The organism is Corynebacterium liangguodongii, from assembly GCF_003070865.1.
In the GTDB taxonomy this organism is placed as follows: Bacteria; Actinomycetota; Actinomycetes; order Mycobacteriales; family Mycobacteriaceae; genus Corynebacterium; species Corynebacterium liangguodongii.
On the sequence record NZ_CP026948.1, the window covers coordinates 1,285,323 to 1,305,246 of the forward strand.

At 68.0% G+C, this 19,924-nt stretch carries 20 protein-coding genes; 2 read left to right on the plus strand and 18 right to left on the minus strand.

The window, feature by feature from the left end:
- Positions 1-2 precede the first annotated feature (2 nt).
- Positions 3-503 carry a thiol peroxidase gene (gene tpx, locus C3E79_RS06160; RefSeq protein WP_108405089.1) on the minus strand — a complete coding sequence of 167 codons (501 nt, stop codon included), beginning with the start codon at positions 501-503 and terminating at the stop codon, positions 3-5.
- 150 nt (positions 504-653) lie between these two features.
- Here tpx and C3E79_RS06165 point away from each other — a divergent pair, with 150 nt between their 5' ends.
- Positions 654-1,598, plus strand: coding sequence for a peptidylprolyl isomerase (locus tag C3E79_RS06165; protein WP_108404124.1), 945 nt, complete (start codon positions 654-656; stop codon positions 1,596-1,598).
- Positions 1,599-1,762: 164 nt separating this feature from the next.
- Positions 1,763-2,113, plus strand: coding sequence for a hypothetical protein (locus C3E79_RS06170; protein ID WP_108404125.1), 351 nt, complete (start codon positions 1,763-1,765; stop codon positions 2,111-2,113).
- A 71-nt stretch (positions 2,114-2,184) separates the two neighbouring features.
- On the opposite strand, the gene C3E79_RS06175 is transcribed toward C3E79_RS06170, so the two are convergent.
- The 17 genes from C3E79_RS06175 to thrS all read right to left on the minus strand — a co-directional run bounded on the left by C3E79_RS06175 (position 2,185) and on the right by thrS (position 19,803).
- On the minus strand, positions 2,185-4,461 hold the full coding sequence (locus C3E79_RS06175) for a RelA/SpoT family protein (RefSeq protein WP_108404126.1): 2,277 nt from the start codon (positions 4,459-4,461) through the stop codon (positions 2,185-2,187).
- 24 nt (positions 4,462-4,485) lie between these two features.
- A complete protein-coding gene (locus C3E79_RS06180) occupies positions 4,486-5,037 on the minus strand; it encodes an adenine phosphoribosyltransferase (RefSeq protein WP_235840569.1) in 552 nt (183 codons plus the stop codon).
- 23 nt (positions 5,038-5,060) lie between these two features.
- Positions 5,061-6,704 carry an ABC transporter substrate-binding protein gene (locus C3E79_RS06185; protein WP_235840570.1) on the minus strand — a complete coding sequence of 548 codons (1,644 nt, stop codon included), beginning with the start codon at positions 6,702-6,704 and terminating at the stop codon, positions 5,061-5,063.
- A gap of 11 nt (positions 6,705-6,715) precedes the next feature.
- Positions 6,716-7,885 carry a protein translocase subunit SecF gene (gene secF, locus C3E79_RS06190; RefSeq protein WP_108404128.1) on the minus strand — a complete coding sequence of 390 codons (1,170 nt, stop codon included), beginning with the start codon at positions 7,883-7,885 and terminating at the stop codon, positions 6,716-6,718.
- Between the two features lie 3 nt (positions 7,886-7,888).
- Positions 7,889-9,682: a protein translocase subunit SecD gene (gene secD, locus C3E79_RS06195; protein ID WP_108404129.1), complete on the minus strand. Its 1,794-nt coding sequence runs from the start codon at positions 9,680-9,682 to the stop codon at positions 7,889-7,891.
- A 34-nt stretch (positions 9,683-9,716) separates the two neighbouring features.
- Complete coding sequence (gene yajC, locus C3E79_RS06200; RefSeq protein WP_108404130.1) at positions 9,717-9,992, minus strand: preprotein translocase subunit YajC; 276 nt, start codon at positions 9,990-9,992, stop codon at positions 9,717-9,719.
- A 35-nt stretch (positions 9,993-10,027) separates the two neighbouring features.
- Positions 10,028-11,104, minus strand: coding sequence for a Holliday junction branch migration DNA helicase RuvB (ruvB, locus tag C3E79_RS06205; protein WP_108404131.1), 1,077 nt, complete (start codon positions 11,102-11,104; stop codon positions 10,028-10,030).
- A gap of 36 nt (positions 11,105-11,140) precedes the next feature.
- On the minus strand, positions 11,141-11,761 hold the full coding sequence (gene ruvA, locus C3E79_RS06210) for a Holliday junction branch migration protein RuvA (RefSeq protein ID WP_108404132.1): 621 nt from the start codon (positions 11,759-11,761) through the stop codon (positions 11,141-11,143).
- Entirely contained in the window at positions 11,754-12,290 is a 537-nt protein-coding gene (ruvC, locus tag C3E79_RS06215) for a crossover junction endodeoxyribonuclease RuvC (RefSeq protein ID WP_108405091.1), read from the minus strand. Before ruvC ends, ruvA begins: the two co-directional genes overlap by 8 nt.
- A 2-nt stretch (positions 12,291-12,292) precedes the next feature.
- Complete coding sequence (locus tag C3E79_RS06220) at positions 12,293-13,045, minus strand: YebC/PmpR family DNA-binding transcriptional regulator (protein WP_108404133.1); 753 nt, start codon at positions 13,043-13,045, stop codon at positions 12,293-12,295.
- A 115-nt stretch (positions 13,046-13,160) separates the two neighbouring features.
- Positions 13,161-14,033, minus strand: a complete 873-nt coding sequence (locus tag C3E79_RS06225; protein WP_108404134.1) for an acyl-CoA thioesterase — start codon at positions 14,031-14,033, stop codon at positions 13,161-13,163.
- A 28-nt stretch (positions 14,034-14,061) separates the two neighbouring features.
- The gene (locus tag C3E79_RS06230) at positions 14,062-14,553 is read right to left on the minus strand and encodes a hypothetical protein (RefSeq protein ID WP_235840571.1); all 492 of its coding nucleotides are present in this window, start codon (positions 14,551-14,553) and stop codon (positions 14,062-14,064) included.
- On the minus strand, positions 14,550-15,653 hold the full coding sequence (locus C3E79_RS06235) for a glycosyltransferase family 4 protein (RefSeq protein WP_108404135.1): 1,104 nt from the start codon (positions 15,651-15,653) through the stop codon (positions 14,550-14,552). The genes C3E79_RS06230 and C3E79_RS06235 overlap by 4 nt, the downstream gene beginning before the upstream one ends.
- Positions 15,654-15,656: 3 nt before the next feature.
- A complete protein-coding gene (locus C3E79_RS06240; RefSeq protein ID WP_108404136.1) occupies positions 15,657-16,544 on the minus strand; it encodes a phosphatidylinositol mannoside acyltransferase in 888 nt (295 codons plus the stop codon).
- On the minus strand, positions 16,541-17,182 hold the full coding sequence (pgsA, locus tag C3E79_RS06245; protein ID WP_108404137.1) for a phosphatidylinositol phosphate synthase: 642 nt from the start codon (positions 17,180-17,182) through the stop codon (positions 16,541-16,543). Before pgsA ends, C3E79_RS06240 begins: the two co-directional genes overlap by 4 nt.
- Positions 17,175-17,747 (minus strand): ATP adenylyltransferase, encoded by a 573-nt coding sequence (locus C3E79_RS06250; RefSeq protein ID WP_459562069.1) that lies wholly within the window; start codon positions 17,745-17,747, stop codon positions 17,175-17,177. Before C3E79_RS06250 ends, pgsA begins: the two co-directional genes overlap by 8 nt.
- Complete coding sequence (thrS, locus tag C3E79_RS06255) at positions 17,728-19,803, minus strand: threonine--tRNA ligase (protein WP_108404138.1); 2,076 nt, start codon at positions 19,801-19,803, stop codon at positions 17,728-17,730. The genes C3E79_RS06250 and thrS overlap by 20 nt, the downstream gene beginning before the upstream one ends.
- Between the last annotated feature and the right edge of the window lie 121 nt (positions 19,804-19,924).

Sequence of the window (19,924 nt, forward strand, 5' to 3'; positions counted from 1 at the left end):
CCCTAGGCCTTCAGCGCGGCCTGCGCCGCGTCGTAGTCGGGCTCGTTGCCGATCTCGCTCACCAGCTCGGTGTAGATGACGTTGTGCGCCGCGTCGGTGACCACGACGGCGCGGGCGAGCAGGCCCTTCATCGGGGTGCCTTCGAGGCGGACGCCAAAGTCCTCGCCAAAGCTCGAACGGAACGCGGAGGCGGCAGTGACGTTGTCGATGCCCTCCGCGGCGCAGAAGCGCTGCTGGGCGAACGGCAGGTCTTCGGAGACGCAGAGCACGGCGGTGTTGTCCAACCCGGCCGCAAGCTTGTTAAAGGTGCGCACCGACTGCGCGCACACCCCGGTATCGAGCGAGGGGAAGATGTTGAGCACGAGCTGCTTGCCGCTAAAATCCGCCCCGGTGATCGGGGACAGGTCGTGCCCGAGCAGTTCGAAGGCGGGCAGCTGCTCGCCGACGGGGGGAAGATCCCCAGAAGTGGTCGTTTCGTTGCCCTTGACGGTGACTGTAGCCATGGCCTCCACAGTAGTGCTGCGGGAAGTACGCCGCCACGCTCCTGCTAGTGTTAGCCGCAGGATTTTTCTCTCGCGCCCCACCCCCGCCGTGGGAGGGGCGCGACCCACCCTGCGCGCCCCGTGCGCGCACGAGCTTGCGAGGGAGCGAAAGTGACGGAGACGACGGATAATTCGGAGCGCGGCCGCAAGGCGCTGCGCGAGCTGGAAAAGGAGATCAATTCGCGCGACAGGAAGGAAAAGTCGCGTCCGTGGGCCATTGCGGCGGCTTCCCTGGCTGTCATCGTCGCTCTCGGCGGGGGCATCTACGTCTTTGCCAACCAATCCGACAGCGAAGAAAGCGCCCAATCCGACCAGCCCACGAGCGAGTCCTCCACCCCCGACATGCCCGACGCCGAGCCGCTGGCGCTCGCCCGTTCAAGCGCTCTGCCTGAGACAGTCTCGTGCTCTTACCAAGAGGACGCTTCCGGCGGCTCCGAGAAGAAGGTCGGGGTGCCCGACGCCGAGGGAATCTCCACCAAGGGAACCGTGAAGGTGAGCCTCGAGACCTCGGCCGGGCCGATCGGCATGGAGCTCGACCGCTCTGTCGCTCCATGCACGGTCAACGCGATGGAGTACCTGGCCGACAAGGGCTACTTCGACGGCACCGTCTGCCACCGCCTGACCACCTCCGAGGGGCTCAAGGTGCTGCAGTGCGGCGATCCGAGCGGCACCGGATCCGGCGGCCCGGGGTTCCAATTCGCCAACGAGTACCCCACCGATGAGGCTGTGGAAAAGCTCGACACCTCCCAGATCCCCGAGGGCACCCCGGCTGAGCAGGAGGCCCAGTTCAAGCAGGCGTTGCTGCAGCAGGAGCCCCCGGTGACGTACCCGCGCGGAACCATCGCGATGGCCAACGCCGGTCTTGACACCAACGGCTCGCAGTTCTTCCTCAACTACGGCGATTCGACCCTGCCGCCGGCCTACACCTATTTTGGCAAGATCGACGATGCCGGCCTTAAGACCCTCGACAAGGTTGCCGAGAAGGGCGTGGAGGGCGAAGCGTCGGACGGAAAGCCTGCCGAGGAGGTCAAGATCGACTCGGCGAAGGTGGCATAGCACGCGTATCGACGCCCCTTCGCCCACCCCAGTTTCCCTGCACGTAACCTGTGGTTTCCTTAAGATTTAAACGCAAAGATACCCGCGTGTAACTGTTGCGCCGCTGAAGGAAACTGGCTAACCTATTGGACGTTCGTAGGTTTTCTTTCACGATAGGATTGCACATGAAGCTCCGCACCGGCCTGCTGGCCCTCGCTACCACCACCGCCCTCGTCGCAGGCGGCGTTTCCGTCCAGACCGCTCACGGCGAGCCCTCGTCCCCGGCGCCGACCGCCGAGACCTCCACCTCGGCCACCGCAACCTCCTCGCCTTCCCCGTCGACGTCCGCGCCGAAGGATGACTCCCCCGAGACCGAGACCACCACGGTCACCGTCAAGCCTGAAGGCTCCTCCGACGCGGATCCGGATGAGATCAAGGCTTGGATCGGTGTCGCCACCGCCGTCATCAGTGTGCTCAGCACGCTCTTCGCGTTCGTGAACAAGAACTTCGGCCCGCTGCTGCCGAAGATCGGCTAGTCCACGCCGCAGCGCAGAGCCGCCCGCCCCGCAGTCTGGGGCCGGGCGGCTTTTTCGTGCTCCCTAGGTAGCTAGGCGGTCACGCGGTAGATGTCGAAGACTCCCTCGACGTTGCGCACCTGGTTCATCAGCGATCCGAGCTGCTTGGTATCGGAGACCACCACCGTAAAGCGCACGGTGGCCACGTAGTCGCCACCGACCTGCGACGACAAGGCCACGATCGGCAGCTTCTGCTCCGAGAGCACACTGGTGATCTCGGCGAGCAGGCCCTGCCTATCCAGGGCCTCCACCGCCAGCGTCGCCTCCGAGGCGGCCCCGGGGGCAGAGCCGCCGGCCCATGAGACGTCGATAAGCCGCTCGGGCTCCTCCCGCAGCTTCGCCGCGTTCGTGCAATCCGCCCGGTGGACCGATACTCCCCCGCCGCGGGTAACAAAACCGAAGACGGTATCCCCCGGCACCGGCTGGCAACACTTCGCCAGCTTCGCCAGCATATCCGGGCTCCCCTCCACCAAGATCCCGTTGCCGCCGGCGGCGATCTTCGAGCGCACAAGCTGCGACATCGGCGTGCGGGCCGCGAGCACGTCAACGGCATCCTCCGCGTCACCGAAGAGTTCGGTGAGCATGTGCGCGACGTGCTGCGCGGAGACGTTGCCCGCCCCGATCGCGGTGTAGAGCGCGTCGACATCCGGGTAGTGCAGGTGCTGCGCGATCTGGCGCATCGACTCCGCTGTGAAGAGTCTGTGCATGGGCAACCCGCCGCGCTGCACCTCAGCGGCAAGCGCGTCGCGCCCCGCCTCGAGGTGTTCCTCGCGACGCTCCTTGGCAAACCACTGCCGGATCTTCGTCCGTGCCCGCGGCGAGACGACGAAATCCTGCCAATCCCGCGAGGGCCCCGCGTTTTCATCCTTCGAGGTGAAGATCTCCACCCGGTCCCCGGAGGTAAGCTCCGACTCAAGCGCCACGAGCTTGCCGTTCACCTTCGCGCCGATGCAGCGGTGCCCCACCTCCGTGTGCACCGCGTAGGCGAAATCGACCGGGGTGGACCCCGCGGGGAGGTTGACCACATCACCCTTCGGCGTGAAGGCGAAGATCTGCTGCGAGGTGAGGTCGTAGCGCAGCGAGTCGAGGAACTCGTTCGGGTCGGCGGCCTCCTTCTGCCAGTCCAGCAGCTGCCGCATCCAGGCCATCTGGTCCACCTCGGCCTGATCGCCCTTGTGGGAGCCCTTCGTCTCCTTGTAGCGCCAGTGCGCGGCAACGCCAAACTCTGCGTTGTAGTGCATCTCGTGGGTGCGCACCTGCACCTCCAGGGGGCGCCCGCTATCCGTCATCACCGTGGTGTGCAGCGACTGGTAGACGCCGAAGCGGGGGTTGGCGATGTAGTCCTTGAACCGGCCCGGCATCACCGAATACATCGAGTGCACCACGCCGATGGCAGCGTAGCAGTCGTGGACGCTCTCCACTAAGACGCGGATGCCCACGAGGTCGAAGATCTCGTCAAACTCGTGGCCGCGCACCACCATCTTCTGGTAGATCGACCAGTAGTGCTTCGGCCGGCCCATCACCTCGGCGGCGATGCTGTTGGCCTTGAGCTCGGCGCGCAGCTGGGCGCTGATCTCCCGCAGGGCCCGGTCGCGCGAGGGGGCTCTATCGGCGACGAGGCGCACGATCTCCTCGTACTTCTTCGGGTACAAGATTGCGAACGCGAGGTCCTCAAGCTCCCACTTCACGCTCGCCATCCCGAGGCGGTGGGCCAGCGGGGCAATCACGTCGAGGGTCTCGCGCGCCTTCTTCGCCTGCTTCTCCGGCGGCAGGAAGCGCATGGTGCGCATGTTGTGGAGCCGGTCGGCGACCTTAATCACGAGCACGCGCGGATCGTCGGCCATGGCCACGATCATTTTGCGGATCGTCTCCGCTTCCGCCGCCGCGCCGAGAGCGACCTTATCGAGCTTGGTCACACCGTCGACGAGCTTGGCCACCTCGGGGCCGAAATCCGCCTGTAGGTCACGCAGCGAGTAGTCGGTATCCTCCACCGTATCGTGCAGCAAGGCGGCGACCAAGGTAGTGGTGTCCATGCCGATCTCGCCGCAGATCGTCGCCACCGCCAACGGGTGGGTGATATATGGATCGCCCGACTTGCGCGTCACCCCCTCGTGAAGCCGCTCCGCGATGTCGTAGGCGCGGTTGAGCAGCTCCGCGCTCGCCTTCGGGTGGTAGCGCCGGTGAATGGTCATCAGCGGGTCGAGCACCGGGTTGACCCTCGCCCGGCCGCCCGTGAGCGAGCGCGCTAACCGGGCCGATACGCTGCGCACGCTTGAGCCCGAGCGTTTCTGCGTCTTCTCGTTGACCATCCCGGACCCTCTTTCCCGTCGCTACTAGCCCCCGAGGACGGCCAAGGGGGCGCCGCCGAGCCTTTCGCGCCCGCCTAAGGCCTTGACCTCGAGAACAACTGCATATCCCACGACGCTACCACCGGCCCGCTCGATGAGATTCGTCGCGGCCACCAGAGTGCCGCCGGTGGCAAGAACGTCATCGATTAACACCACGCGCTTGCCCCGCAGGTCGATGCCCTCGGCAGGGATCTCGAGGGCCGCCTCGCTGTATTCGGTGGAGTACTCCTCCGAGAGCACCGGCGGCGGCAGCTTGCCCTTCTTGCGCACCGCGAGGATGCCGATGCCGAGGTCGTAGGCCACGGCCGATCCGATCAAGAACCCGCGGGCGTCGAGGCCGCCGATCATGTCTGCTCCGAAATCGCGGGCCGCGGCGGAGAGCTCGCGGATCACCACGGCGAGCGCTTCGGCGTCGGCAAGCACGGGCGTCAAGTCCTCGAATAAGACCCCCTCTTCTGGAAAGTCCGCCACCCGGCGGGTGAGGGCCTCGAGCGCCTCGGCGGCGCTGGAATACGAGCTGGTCGGGTCGATAGGCACTGTATTGTCCTCGCTACTCTCGCTTAGGCGGGCGGCTGATCCGCGGAATCCGGACGCAGCAGCCAGCGGTCCATGTTCCAACCGATCCCGGCCGGTCCCGTGTACAGCATAACGTTACCCAGGTTCCTATCCACGGCAAACACTCGCGGCTGCGCGGCGAGCGGAATGCTCGGCAGCTTCTCCCACAGCTCGGTTTCCTTCTTGCGCATCGCCTCGACATCCCGGGACTTCACACCCGGGATGTTGTATTCGCTCGCCGGATCCACCGGGCGCAGCATCGCATCGATCGAGCCCTCGACGGCAACCTCCTCGCCCCATTCGCCGAGCTCCACCCGGCTTAGATCGCGCAGCGTCTTGCCCTGCTCGGTGGCATCGACCACGGTGATACCGGCCGGCTCGCAGGAGACGCGGATCGACTCCACCATCGCGGCCATGCGTGGCGACGCATGCGCGTAGCCCACCCGTAGCTCGAGGCCCGCAGCCTGCTTCGCCCCCTCGATGTCCACCCCGAGGTGGGGCCCTGCGATGTCGTCGAAACGCGAGGCCAGCGGATCGTCGTGGGAGACAACGTGGGCGGCAAACGCGGAGACCTCGGCGCCCGAGTGCTTACTCGAGGCCGCGGCAACGGCACGGGGATCGACGCACTTGGCCAGCGCTGCGCGGTTCTCCGGGTAGGACCACGGTCCGAAGGAGGCGAAGGTCAGCGAATCCGTCAACGCCCCCACCGCGGTGGTGACCTCGAGGGAGTTTCCTTCCGCGTTGACGTCGAGCCACCCCGGGTTCGGCTCGGCGAGCTCGGCGACGCGCAGGTTGCCGGTCGCGTTGAGCTGCGCGGAATCGGCGCTCGCGGGCCACACCACGATCTCCTTGGTCAACGGGGCCCCGCCGTAGTACTTCTCGTTGGCCACCAAGTGGACCTGCCCTGCCTCCCCGACCCCATCGATGACGTAGGGGCCGAAGGAGACCTGCAGCGCGGGGTCGAACTGGTCGAGGTTAAAACCGTCGTGCCAGACCTGGGCGATCGGCCGCAGCGCGGCCACGTCGCCCTCATCGAGCCCGGAGTACAGGTCGGCGTTGAGGCCCGCTACGTCCTTCGACAGCTTTGCCGCCACCGCGTGCGCTGGGAGCACCGTGCCGGCGGAGAACAGCTCGCGCCACCGCGCGCCGGCCCCCTCTTTGAACACCAAGTCGAAGGTCTTTGCGCCCGGCGTGCATTCGAGCTTCTCGACGTCGTCGAAAAGCGGCAAGTGCGATCCGAAGAGCTCGGGGTTTTTGCCGGCGGCGAACGTGAGCAGGAAATCCGTACACGTCACGGGCGCGCCGTCGGAGAAGACCGCACCCTCGGACAGCGTGTATTGCACGATCCGCTGCGCGGCGGGCAGCGCCTGGGCGGTCACGAGGTCCGTATTGGGGATCATCTGCCCGTTCGGGCCGGGCACGTAGACGCCCGGGTAGAGCCGCCCCGACCATGTCTGTGCGAACTGGGATGCGCCGATGTCGCTACCGGCGTTCGGCGTGGAAAGCGCGACCGGGACCTGGTAGCCAAACTCGTCAGCTTCCTCCTCGTCGGTCTTGCCCCCGTCGGGCCCCGCGCAGCCGGCGAGGAAACCGGCCACAAGGCCCGCGGCGAGGGCGCCGGCGGCAGCGCGCCTCGCCAGCGCGCGCACTCTCGCCCCCCTCATCGGGCGTTTGGGCGCCATGTCGCGCTCGCCGGCGCGGACTGGGTGGGCGCCGCGGGGGCGACGGCACCAACGGTGCGCTTGCCTGCGGCGGGTGCGTCGGCGTCGGCGTCGTCCTCCGCGACCGGCTCGCCCTCGCCCTCACGGAACCTGCGCACCTCCTCGTTGTGCGCCTTGTGCTTGGCCTGGCGGTTGACCAGGGTCACGAGGATTGGGGTCGCGAGGAAGAGCGAGGAGAAGATGCCCTCGATCACGCCGATGAGCTGGATGAGCGCGAGGTCACGCAGCGTGCCCACGCCCATCATCCACACCGCGACGACCATGAGCGCGATGATCGGCAGCGCGGAGATGACCGAGGTCGAAATCGAGCGCATGACCGTTTGGTTCACGGCCAGGTTCGCCTCCTCCGCGTACGTGGAGCGACGCGAATCGAGCACCCCCGCGGTGTTCTCGCGCACCTTGTCGAAGACAATGACGGTGTCGTAGATGGAAAACGTCAACACGGTGAGCAGGCCGATGATCATCGCGGGAGTGATCTCCAGGCCGAATAAAGCGTAGGTGCCGAGGATCAGCACGCCGTCGACAAGCAACGCCGCCATCGCCGCCACGGCCATCTCGCGCTCGAGGCGAAGGGCGACGTAGACCGCCGCGGCGAGCAGGAACACGCCCATGGCCAAGAGCATGCGGTTGGTAATCGTCGAGCCCCAGGACTCGGAGACGGTCGAATCGCCGATCGCGTTGGGCGTCTCCTCCCCGGTGGCGTCGGCGGGGCGGTACGCATCGAAGATTGCCTGGCGCGCGTTGTCGATCTGGTCCTGGGTGAGGTGCTGGGAGTTGATCTCCAGGGTACGCGCATCGCCCGCGCCGACGATCTGGGTCAGCTCCGGGGTCACGCCGGTCGCTTCGACGAAGGTCTCCTCGACGTCCTCGGCGACGAGCTCTCCCGCCGGCATCGATAGCTTCGTGCCGCCCTCGAAGTCGATGCCGAGGTTGAACCCGCGCAGCAGCATCGCGGCGAGGGCGATGACGATGAGCCCGAGCGTGATGGAGTACCACAACTTTGAGCGCCCGATGAAGTCGATCGCGCCGTCGCCGCTGTAGAGCCGGTCGAAGCGGCCTCGCCGCTGCCCGGCCGGGCGCGAGCTGGCGGAAACAGTAGTGCTGCCCATGTCTTACATCTCCTCGTTCGCGGTAGTGGTACCTGTCGTTGCCTGCGCCCGTTCGGCCTCGACGAGCCGGAAGATCTTGCCCATGCCGTTGACGCCGCCGCGGGAGAAGAACCGCGTCCGCGAGGCGAGGATCATCAGCGGCGCCGTCACCGTGAAGGTGACCAAGAGGTCGACCACGGTGGTAAGGCCCATGGTAAACGCGAAGCCCTTGACATCACCGACGGCGAGGAAGTAGATCACCACCGCGCCGATGAGGGTGACGATGTTGCCCGTTACGATCGTCTCCTTTGCCCGATCCCAGCCCTGGGCGGTGGCGGAACGGAAGGTGCGGCCCTTGCGCAGCTCGTCCTTGATGCGCTCGTAGATCACGACGAAGGAGTCGGCGGTGGTGCCGATACCGATGATGAGGCCGGCGACGCCGGAGAGGTCGAGGGAGTAGCCGATCCAGCGGCCGAGCAACACCAGCACGCCGTAGACGACCAGGCCGGCGACGGCGAGGGTGGCCAGCGAGATAAGACCGAAGAGGCGGTAGTAGGCGAAGACGAACACGGCGACGAGGCCGAGGCCGACCAGGCCGGCGATCAGCCCCGCCTTGAGCGAGGCGGCGCCGAGCGAGGGTGGGACGGTCGTAGCGGTGCCGCCGGGCTCGCCATCTTCCCCGGCAAACGAGAGCGGCAGCGCCCCGTAGCGCAGGTTGTTCGCCAGCGCCGTGGCCTCTTCCTGGGTAAATTGCCCGGTGATCGAGGTCGCGCTGCCCACCGGGGTCGCGCCTTGGATCACGGGTGCGGAGATGACCTGCGAATCGAGCGTGATGGCAACCTGCTGGCCGATCATCTGCGACGTCAGGCCCGCCCATGCCTGGGAACCGTTGACGTCGCCGGCCTGGCTAAAGGCGAAGCTGATCTCCATCTGCCCGGACTGCGGGTTGTAGCCGCCGGTGATCGGGCGGGCGGTATCGATCTCGTTACCCGTCAGGCGGGGCCCCGCCTGGTCCCCGTTCTCATCGAGTAAGGGGGCTGCGCCGAGGAGCAGGGGTTGCTTCGTCGTCGAGTCGCAGGCGACGAGCGTGGCGGCGAGGTCGTCGGAGCCGGCGAGCGGGTCGCTCTCCTGCGCTCCGCAGGCCAGGCTCATCAGCGCCAGCGAGGCGAACTGCTGGGTGGGATCGTCGGATTGGCGGGTCTCGCGCAGCATCTCGGTGGTGGCCTGCCTGCGCTCCTTCGCTTCCACCGGGCCCTGCGGCTCGGAGAGGGGCGCGGTGCTGACCTTGAGCTCGCCCGCGGCGTCGCCAAGCTGCTTGGCAATCTCGTCGAGCGTGCTTTGGGCCTGCTCCGCCGGGATGACGGAGTATTCCACCCAGCGGTCGGCGGTGTTTTTGAGCGCCTCGCCCACGGCTGCGGGATCGGGCATAGGGCTGCTCGCTACCGGACGGAAGGCGAGCTGCGAGGTCTGCCCGATCTCGCGTACTGACGACGTGTCGTCCCCCGCCGCGGTGATGACGAGCGTGTTGCCGTCGACGACCACGCTGGCGCCGGTAACGCCCATGCCGTTGACGCGGCTTTCGATGATGTTGCGGGCGTCTTCAAGCTGCTCCCGGGTCGGCTCCTCTCCCTGCGGGACGAGGGTGACTCGGGTGCCCCCCTGCAGGTCGATGCCGAGCTTCGGTATGGCCGCGCGGTTACCGGTGAAGAAGACGAGTGCGTAGACCGCGACGATGGCGAGCAGAAAGAGCGCTAGCGCGCGGGCCGGCCACGCTCTTTTCGCCCGCGCCTGTGCGGTGCGCCGTGTGTGTGCGGACACTATCTGGTTTCTCCTGGTGTCGAAGTGGTGCTGATCATGCTACGTCATGGGGAGCAGGCTCGTTGCGCCGCACGATCACGGCGCGCTCGATCCTCACCACGGTGCCGGGGGCGATCTCTGCAGCGAGTGTCTCGCCGTCGGCGGAGACGATCGTCGCGTGGATGCCCGAGGCGGTCACGACCGAATCGCCCGGGGCCAGGGAGGCCTGCAATGCGCTGATCTCCGCCTGCCGCTTGCGCTGGCTGCGCATCATCAAGATGGTCGGCAGCATGAAGACGGCGAGCACGATGATGAGAAAAAAGAACTCCATGGGGCGTCATTGTCGCACACCGGCAGGCGCGGGTCCTACAGGAGGTTCAGCTGCCCGGGCGCCTCGGGCGGCGGGGCGATGCCGAGGTGGTGCCAGGCCGCGGCGGTGGCGACGCGGCCGCGGCCGGTGCGGGCCATCAAACCCGCGCGCACGAGGTAGGGCTCGCAGACCTCCTCGACCGTGGCGGGTTCCTCCCCGACCGCCACCGCGAGGGTGTTGAGGCCGACCGGGCCGCCCCCGTGGCCGCGGATGAGCGAGTCGAGCACCGCCCGGTCGAGCCGGTCGAGCCCGAGCTCGTCGACGTCGAAGACCTCGAGGGCGGCGCGGGAGGCGCTCACGTCGACGCGGCCGTCGCCGTGGACGTCCGCCCAGTCCCGCACGCGGCGCAGCAGGCGGTTGGCAATGCGCGGGGTTCCGCGGGAGCGCGAGGCGATCTCCACGGCCGCCTCGGCGTCGATGTCGACCCCGAGGATGTCGGCCGCGCGGGTGACCACGCTGGTCAGGTCGTCGACGTCGTAGAACTCCATCTGGGCGGTAAACCCGAACCTGTCGCGCAGCGGGCCGGTGAGCATGCCGGCCCGCGTCGTCGCGCCGACGAGGGTAAAGGGCGGGATCTCCAGCGGGATCGAGGTTGCCCCCGGGCCCTTGCCCACGATGACGTCGATACGAAAATCCTCCATCGCCATGTAGAGCATCTCCTCGGCGGGCCGCGCGATGCGGTGGATCTCGTCGATGAAGAGCACGTCGCCCTCCATGAGGTTGGAGAGCATCGCGGCGAGGTCCCCCGCGCGCTCGAGCGCCGGGCCCGAGGTCATGCGCAGCGAGGTACCAAGTTCCTGGGCGATGATCATGGCCATCGTCGTCTTGCCCAGCCCGGGCGGCCCGGAGAGCAAGATGTGGTCCGGGGTGACCGCGCGGCGGCGCGCCCCGGCGAGGACGAGCCCGAGCTGCTGGCGCACCTTCGGCTGGCCGATGAATTCGCCGAGGGATTTCGGGCGCAGCGACTTTTCCACGTCGCGCTCCTCCGCCAGCTCCGTGGCGTTGACCACGGAATCGGCCGGGCGCGCGGCCGCGGCGGGCAATGTGAACTCGGTTTTCTCCACATCGGACATACGTTCTACCCTACCTTGCGGTGCCACGCGGGCCTGCTAAGAACTCAGCTCGCTCAAGGCCGCGCGCAAGAGCTCGGATGAGGTTGCGGCGGGCATGCTCTGACCAAGCTTATCGACGACCGGCCGCGCCGCTTTATCGCTAAACCCTAGCCCGACCAGGGCCTCGATGACCTGCTCCGCGGCCGCGGAGTCCGTTGCCCCCACCGCGGCCTCCCGGCCTGGGGCGGCCCCGGCGGGCGGGGAATAGAGCCCGTCGACTTTGTCCTTCAGCTCGAGCGCCATGCGCTCTGCCATCTTCTTACCCACCCCCGGGATGGTCTGGATCGACTTGATCGCCTTCGCGTCGCCGGCGCCGATGAGCTCGGCGAGCTCGGCGGGGTCGAACACGCTTAGGCACGCCAGGGCGAGCTTCGGGCCGAGCCCAGAGACGGTTTGCAGGGTATGGAACATCGTGCGCGCGGCCTCGTCGGCAAACCCGTAGAGCGTCACTCCGTCGTCCTTGACCACCATGGAGGTGAGCACCCGGGTGGTCTCCCCTTTCGTGAGCCGCGCCAGCGTGGGCGGGCCCGCAAGGAAGCGGTATCCCACCCCGGCGCACTCGATGACGCCGTGATCGAGGCCCAAGGAGATGACCTCGCCGCGTAGCGAATCAATCATGGGCAGCGGGCCTTCCTGCCGCGGCGAGACCGCGGGCGATGAGCGGTGCGCGCCAGCAGTGGCACACGGCGATGGCGAGCGCATCGGCGGCGTCGGCGGGCTTCGGCGGCTCCCCGAGACCGAGGATGCGCGTGATCATAGAAGTCATTTGTTTCTTGTCCGCGCGGCCGTTTCCCGAGATCGCCTTTTTGACCTCGGAGGGGGTGTACATGTGCACCGGGATGCCGCGCTGCGCCCCGGCGAGGATGAGCACGCCCACGGCGTGGGCTGTGTGCATGACGGTAGAGACGTTGCCGCGCTCGAAGATGCGCTCCATGGCGATGACGTCGGGCGCGTAGTCGTCCAGCCACTCGTTCACCGCCGCCGAGAGGCGCACGAGGCGCTCCGGCAGCTCGGCGGAGGCGGGCGTGCGCACCACGCCGACGGCGACGGGGATGACCTGGCGGCCGCGTCCCGCCTGGACGACGGAGAGCCCGCACCGGGTCAAGCCCGGGTCGATGCCCATGACGCGCAGGCCCTCGAGGTTGATCATTAGTCCTCGAGCTGGGCCGCGACCTCGTCGCTCATGGTCATGTTGGTGTAGACGTTTTGGACGTCGTCGGAGTCTTCGAGGGCGTCGACAAGCCGGATCATCTTCTTCGCGCCGTCCGCGTCGAGGTCGACCTCGACGGAGGCGCGGAAGTCCTGCTCGGCGTCCTCGACCTCAATGCCGCCCGCCTCGGCGGCCTCGCGCACGGCACGCAGGTCGGTGGGGGCGCAAATGACCTCGAAGAACTCGCCGAGGTCGCGCACCTCCTCAGCGCCGGCGTCGAGCACAGCGAGGAGCAGGTCGTCCTCGGTGAGCTCGCCCTTGGGCACGGTGACCACGCCGGTGCGGGTGAACATGTAGCCCACCGAGCCGGTTTCGCCCAGGTTGCCGCCGTTTTTCGTCATCGCGGTGCGCACCTCGGTGGCGGCGCGGTTGCGGTTATCGGTGAGGCATTCGATCATCACCGCGACGCCGCCCGGGCCGTAGCCTTCGTAGACGATGGATTCCCAGTTCGCGCCGCCGGCCTCTTCACCGGACCCGCGCTTGCGGGCGCGCTCGATGTTGTCCTTGGGCACGGAGGCCTTGGTAGCCTTGCGGATCATGTCGTCGAGGGTGGGGTTGCCCGCCGGGTCGCCGCCGCCGGTGCGCGCGGCGACCTCGATGTCCTTGATCAGCTTCGCCCACTGCTTCGACCGCTTCGCATCGTTGGCGGCCTTCTTGTGCTTCGTGGTCGCCCACTTTGAGTGGCCAGACATGATCCACTCCCCTTTCCGCGTCTCGTCTCATACCTACCCCGCCTCGAGTAACTCCGGGGAGGCCTTAAGCTACCGGACGATTATACGCAACGGCTGCGCGCGGGTCGGGCGCGGCTTAGGACTTTGCACCGTCGCCCGGCCCCGGGAGCGGCTTCGCCCCCTCGCGCAGCTCGCGCGTGAGCCCCTCTTGAACGGTGACGGCGACGAGATGTCCCTCGCGGTCATAGATCTTGCCCTGGGTCAGGGCCCGACCTGCGTGGGCGGACGGGGTGGCCTGGTCGTAGAGCAGCCACTCGTCAGCACGGAAGGGCCGCAAGAACCACATCGCGTGGTCGAGCGAGGCCATCTGGACCTTCTTTCCCGGGTGCGGGACCATGGCGGTAAACAACAGCGTCATATCCGACATGTACGCCAAGGTGCAGATGTGGAAGGTCTGGTCCTCGGGAAGGTGGTTCTTCGAGCGGAACCACACGAGCTGGTTGCCCGAGGAGCGCTCGTCGGCGTCGAACTTGTCGTGCGGCACGACGCGGATGTCCCACTCTGCCCAGTCCTCGATGAGGCCGCGCAGCGCCTCCGGGGCCTCGTCGTTGGTGCAGGTGAAATCGTCGGGGCCGGGCACATTCCGCATTGTATCGCTGTGCTCGATGCCCTTGTTTCCCACGACGTGGAAGCTCGCCTGCATGGAGAAGATGACCTCCCCCTCCTGGATCGCCTCCACCTTGCGGGTGGCAAAGCTGCGGCCGTCGCGCACGCGCGAGACCATGTAGATGGTCTCGGAGTCCGCGTTGCCTGCGCGCAAAAAGTAGCCGTGCAGAGAGTGCACCCGCTTCGACTCATCTACCGTGCGTGTGGCGGCCACGAGCGCCTGCCCGGCGACGTGTCCACCGAAGGTGCGGACGAACACCTGCGAATCCATCCCGCGCCCGCGGAATATGTCTTTGTCGATGCGCTCGAGCTCAAGAACTGCCTGAATACTTGGTGTTGTCATGAAACTCGATTCTACAGCGGTGGGGTTGTCACGTCGGCAGGTGAAGGGAGCTCACGTGGGCGTAATCCGGCAGCGCCGCGGTGCCGCCGAGGCGCAGCGCACGCACGGGGGCGAGCAGGCGGATCGCGCGCGTCTCTCGCACCGCGTCGTTGTAGAAGCGCAGCGCGAGCATGACGCGGACATCGGCCTCGGCGAGCGCCTCGCGCGCCGCATCGGCGCGGGCATCCTTATCGACGCCCCCATCTACCGCCCCGCGCAGCGCGTCCTCCGCCTCGAGCCGGGTGGCGATGTCCCTGGCGGTGAGCCTGATTTCCTCCGTCGCCCTCGCCCGCGAAGCGAGGGAGGGTAGCGTGGCCGCGATGACGGCGCAGCGCCGATCCAGCGCCGCCTGCAGCGCCTCCCTGCTGCGGTCGAGGCGGATGTGGAGCCGGTCGAGGCGGTGCGCGGTGAGGTACGCCCACAGGCACAGCGCGATAACGGCGGCGCAGGCGGCACCGACTATCCAGGCCACCGCGCTCACCTGCTCACCCGTACCTTCTCGCCCGAGCCGGAGACGGTGTCGTAGACCGCGAGGATCTGGGCGGCCACGCTCGACCAGTCGTAGCGCCCCGCGCGCTGCTCGGCGGCGATGATGAGGCGGTTGCGGTAGGAGGGGGCGTCGATAAGCAGGCGCAGCGTTGCGGCGAGCGCGCTCGCGTCGCCCACGGGAAAGAGCAGGCCCGCGGGCTCGGGGCCGTCGGCGCCGCACACGTCGGCGAAGGCCTCGATGTCGCTGGCGACCACGGCGCAGCCGGCCGCCATGGCCTCGACGAGGACGATGCCGAAGGACTCCCCCTTCGTGTTGGGCGCGACGTAGATGTCCGCACGGCCGAGGATCTCCGCCTTCGTGGCGTCGTCAACCCGCCCGACGAACTCCACCCCGGCGGGGGCGGCCCTCCCGCCGCGGCCCCCGCCGATGACGGTGACGCGCGCGGGCCGGCCCAGCTGCGCAACCGCGGCGAGGAAGACGTCTAAGCCCTTGCGCGGCTCGTCGAGACGGCCGAGGAAGCAGATCTCCACCTCGCCGGTGTCGTTGCGCGGGCTGCGGGCACGACGGAACTCCTGCGTGTCCACCCCGTTGGGGATCAACACCGGGTCCGCTCCGACCTGCTCTACCTGCCAACGCCTGGCGGTCTCGCTGACCGCGATGCCGCCGCGGATCTTCTCCAGCCCGACCCGCAGGGCCGGCAGCGCCGCGCGCAGTACCCACGAGGAGGCGGCCGAGGCGTGGTAGGTGGCCACGATCGGCCCGGTGGCCACGGCGAGCGCGGCGAGCGAGTAGCTCGGCGAGTTCGGCTCGTGGACGTGGAGCACGTCGAAGTCACCGCTAGCGATGAAATTCCTGGTCACCCGCATAACCCGCGGGCCGAAGGCGAGTCGGGCCACCGAGCCGTTGTAGGGAATGGGGATGGCGCGCCCGCCGCGGGTGACGTAGTCCGGCACCGCGGCCGCCTCCGTCGCCGGGCCCAGCACGCGCACCTCGTGGCCCTGGCTGCGCAACACCCGGGCAAGGTCAAGGACGTGGGCTTGAACTCCCCCGGGTTCGTCGAAGGAGTACGGGCACACCATGCCGATCCGCATGAGCTAGCGACGCCGCCTCTTCGGCCTGTCCGCCGGCCACATCGGCTGCAGCATGTGCCAGTCGGCGGGGTGCGCGGCGATGTTGGCTGCGAAGCGGTCCGCGAGCAGCTGGGTCGTGCGCTCGAGTGTGGTGACCTCGATCTCCGGGTCGGCCGTGAGAAGCCAGGGCGGCTCCCCCGGCCCGCCGAAGGCGGAGTGCACCGCGATGAGCGCGGCGCCGGTATCGATGGCGAGCTTCGCCGGGCCCGCGGGCATGGTGGTGGGCTCGCCGAAGAAATCCACGGCGACACCGCGGGCGGTGAGGTCGCGCTCACCAAGCAGGCAGACAATCCCGCCGCCCGCGAGCACTTCCTTCAGGCGCGCGTACGGCGGCCGTTCCCCGCCGGTCAGCGGGAGTACCTCGAACCCGAGGGAGTTGCGGAAATCGACGAAGGCCTGGAACAGCGCGGCGGGCTCGACGCGCTCGGCGACGGTGGTAAACCCGCCGTAGTTGGCCACGAACCACATCCCTGCCATGTCCCAGTTCCCCGAGTGCGGCAGCGCGAGGATAACTCCCCGCCCGCGGGAATAGGCCGCCTCGAAGTGCTCCCGGCCGCTGACCCCGGCGTCGATACGCGCGAGCACGTCCTCCTGCCCCGCGAGCCGCGGCAGCTGGAAGGCCTCCTTCCAGTAACGCGCGTAGGAGCGCATGGAGGCGCGCACGAGCCGCTGATCGACGCTGCCCGCACCGACGACCCTGATGAGGTTGCGGCGCAGCATCTCCGCACCCCGTCCGCGGTCGGAGGCGATATCCGCCCCGGTACGAAAGAGCGCGGCTGCCCACGACTCCGGCAGCGCGCCCACGAGCCGCCACCCGGCGACGTAGCCTCCTGCGATGAGTTCTTGCTTCACGGCTTTGCCCCCTCCGGCGCGGCGATGTGCTCATGCGAGCGCGGATCGCGGGCGGCGAGGGCGAAGCGCTGGACCACGGTGATTGCAGAGCCGGCAAGCAGCAGCCACACGGCCGCCGCGAGCGCCCCGCCCACCCCGGCGCCCTCCAGGACGAGCCCGATAAAGGCGACGATGAGGCGCTCGGGCCGCTCGATGAGCCCGCCGACGATGCGCAGGCCCCCGGCCTCGCCGCGCGCCTTGATGTAGCTAATGACCTGGGAGAGGACGAGCACCCCGAGGGCTGCCGCGACGGTGGCCGGGGAGGCGTGGTCGACGTAGACGAACCACGCCACGATCGCGCCGAAGAGCGCCCCGTCGGTGATGCGGTCGCAGCTCGCGTCCAGGGTGGCGCCGAAGGCCGTGCCCCCTCCCCTCAGCCGCGCCATCGTCCCATCGACCATGTCGAAGGCGGCGAAAAACGCCGAGGCGAGCGCCGCGGCGACGAGGTGGCCGGCCGGGATGAGGAGCACGGAGACCAGGATCGTCGCCGACGTGCCCAGCACCGTGGTCACGTTCGGGGTCATTCCGATGCGCAAAAGGGCCTTTGCCACCGGCTCGACGACGACCGCCGCGGGCTCCCGCCCGTGCACGCTAAGCATTGGCGCTCCCGCCCTCCCCGGTGTGTGCCCAGGCGTCGGCAAGCAGCGCCCGCGTCTCGCGCAGGAGCTGGGGCAGCACCTTCGTGCCCCCGATGACCGTCATGAAGTTCGCATCGCCTGCCCAGCGCGGAACGACGTGAAGGTGGAGGTGATCGCCGACGGACCCGCCGGAGGCCTTACCCAGGTTGAGGCCCACGTTGATCGCCTCGGGGTGCGAGACCGCCTTGAGCACGCGCACCGCCTGCTGGGCAAACGCCATGAGCTCAGCCGATTCGGCCGCCGTGAGGTGTTCAAGCTCGGCGACCTTGCGGTAGGGCACCACCATGAGGTGCCCGGCGTTGTACGGGTAGAGGTTGAGCAGAGCGTAGACGGCCTGCCCGCGGGCGACGATGAGCGCGTCCTCGTCGCTCTTGTGCGGCGCTGCGATAAACGGGTCCTCCTCGCCGCCGTCGTCGGGGATGGCGGCGACGTAGCTCGAGCGGTAGGGAGCCCACAGCCGCATCAGCCGATCCGGCTGCCCCACCCCGGTATCGACGAACTCGCCGCTAGCTCCTGCGCGCTGCAAGGCTTACCTCGCTCGGCTGCTCGTTGATCCGCTGCGCCACCCAGTCGCAGATCAGCTCGACGGCCTCATCGACGGGCACCCCGTTGACCTGGGTGCCGTCGAGGAAGCGGAAGCTCACCGCGCCCGCCTCCACGTCGCGCGCGCCGGCGAGCAGCATAAACGGAACCTTGCCCGTGGTGTGGTTGCGGATCTTCTTCTGCATGCGGTCGTCGGAATGGTCGACCTCCGCGCGAATTCCGCGGGCACGCAGCTGCTTGACGACGCCATCTAGGTGCCCCGCGAAATCATCCGCCACCGGGATGCCCACGACCTGGTGCGGGGCAAGCCACGCCGGGAACGCGCCGGCGTAGTGCTCGAGGAGAACGCCGAAGAAGCGTTCGATGGAGCCGAAGAGTGCGCGGTGGATCATCACCGGGCGCTGCTTCGTGCCGTCGGGGGCGGTGTAGGTGAGGTCGAAGCGCTCCGGCAGGTTGAAGTCGAGCTGCACGGTCGACATCTGCCAGGTGCGCCCGATCGCGTCGCGCGCCTGCACGGAGATCTTCGGGCCGTAGAACGCCGCCCCAGCCGGGTCCGGTACGAGCTCGAGGCCGGAGCGCTCGGCCACCGACTGCAAGATGGTCGTCGAGCGCTCCCAAATCTCGTCGTCGCCGATGTACTTGTTCGGGTCCTTCGTCGAGAGCTCGAGGTAGAAGTCATCCAGCCCGTAGTCCTTGAGCAGCGAGATGATGAACTCGAGCACGCTGGTGAGTTCCTCTTCGAGCTGGTCCTCGGTACAGTAGATGTGCGCGTCATCCTGCGTGAAGCCGCGGGCGCGCGTGAGCCCGTGGACGACGCCGGACTTCTCGTAGCGGTAGACGGTGCCAAACTCGAACAAGCGCAGCGGCAGCTCGCGGTAGGAGCGCCCGCGGGAGTCGAAAATGAGGTTGTGCATCGGGCAGTTCATCGGCTTGACGTAGTAGTCCTGCGGCTGCTTGACCACGTTGCCGTCCTCGTCGACCTCTCCGTCGAGCTTCATCGGCGGGAACATGCCGTCGGCGTACCAGTCGAGGTGGCCGGACTTGGAAAACAGGGCGCCCTTGGTCACGTGCGGGGTGTTGACAAAGGAGTAGCCCGCCTCAAGGTGGCGGCGCCGCGAGTGCTCCTCCATGGCCAGCCTGATGATGCCGCCGTCCGGGTGGAACACCGGCAGGCCCGAGCCGAGCTCGTCGGGGAAGGAAAACAGGTCGAGCTCGTTGCCGAGACGGCGGTGGTCGCGCTTTTCGGCTTCGCGCAGCATGGTGAGGTGGTCCTCGAGGCGCTCCTTAGACTCCCACGCCGTGCCGTAGATGCGCTGTAGGCCGGCGTTGTTCTGGTCGCCGCGCCAGTAGGCGGCCGACGACCGGGTCAGCGCGAACGCCGGGATGTACTTCGTGGTGGGCACGTGCGGTCCGCGGCACAGATCGTGCCACTCGACCTCGCCGGTGCGCGGGTTGACGTTGTCGTAGTGGGTCAGCTCCCCCGCGCCGATCTCGGCCGCCTCGTCGGAGGCGGGGTCGACGTTGCCCTTGTCTTCGATGAGCTCGAGCTTATAGGGCTCCGCGGCGAGGTCGGCGGCGGCCTCATCCGCCGTGGAGTAGACGCCGCGGACAAACTTCTGGCCCTGCTTGATGATCTTTTTCATGCGCTTTTCCAGCGCCGCCAAATCCTCGGGCGTAAACGGCTCCGCGACGTCGAAGTCGTAGTAGAACCCGTCCGTGATCGCCGGGCCGATCCCGAGCTTGGTGCCGGGGAACTCGGCCTGGACGGCCTGGGCGAGCACGTGCGCGCACGAGTGGCGGATCACCGAGCGGCCGGCCTCGGTGTTCGCGGCAACCGGCATGAAGGTCTCGTCGGCATCGGGAACGTAGGAGAGGTCCCTGAGCGCCCCGGTGGAGTCTTGGACGCAGACAATGGCGCCCTCGCCCTTGTTGGGGTAGTTCAGCTCTTTCATCGCCGCGCCCACGGGGGTACCCGCTGCGACGTCGAAGGGCTCGGGCTCAACGGAGACGGCGGGGGCCGCCGGGGATTCGCTGGACATAGTCTTCGGTGCGCTCCTTTGCGCTCACGGCGTGCGACATACCTGGCCGCCAGCCTTGCTATCAACTGCCTTTCGTGGAATCCGCGCTGTGGCGCCGCCGCGCCGCGAGGATAAAACACTG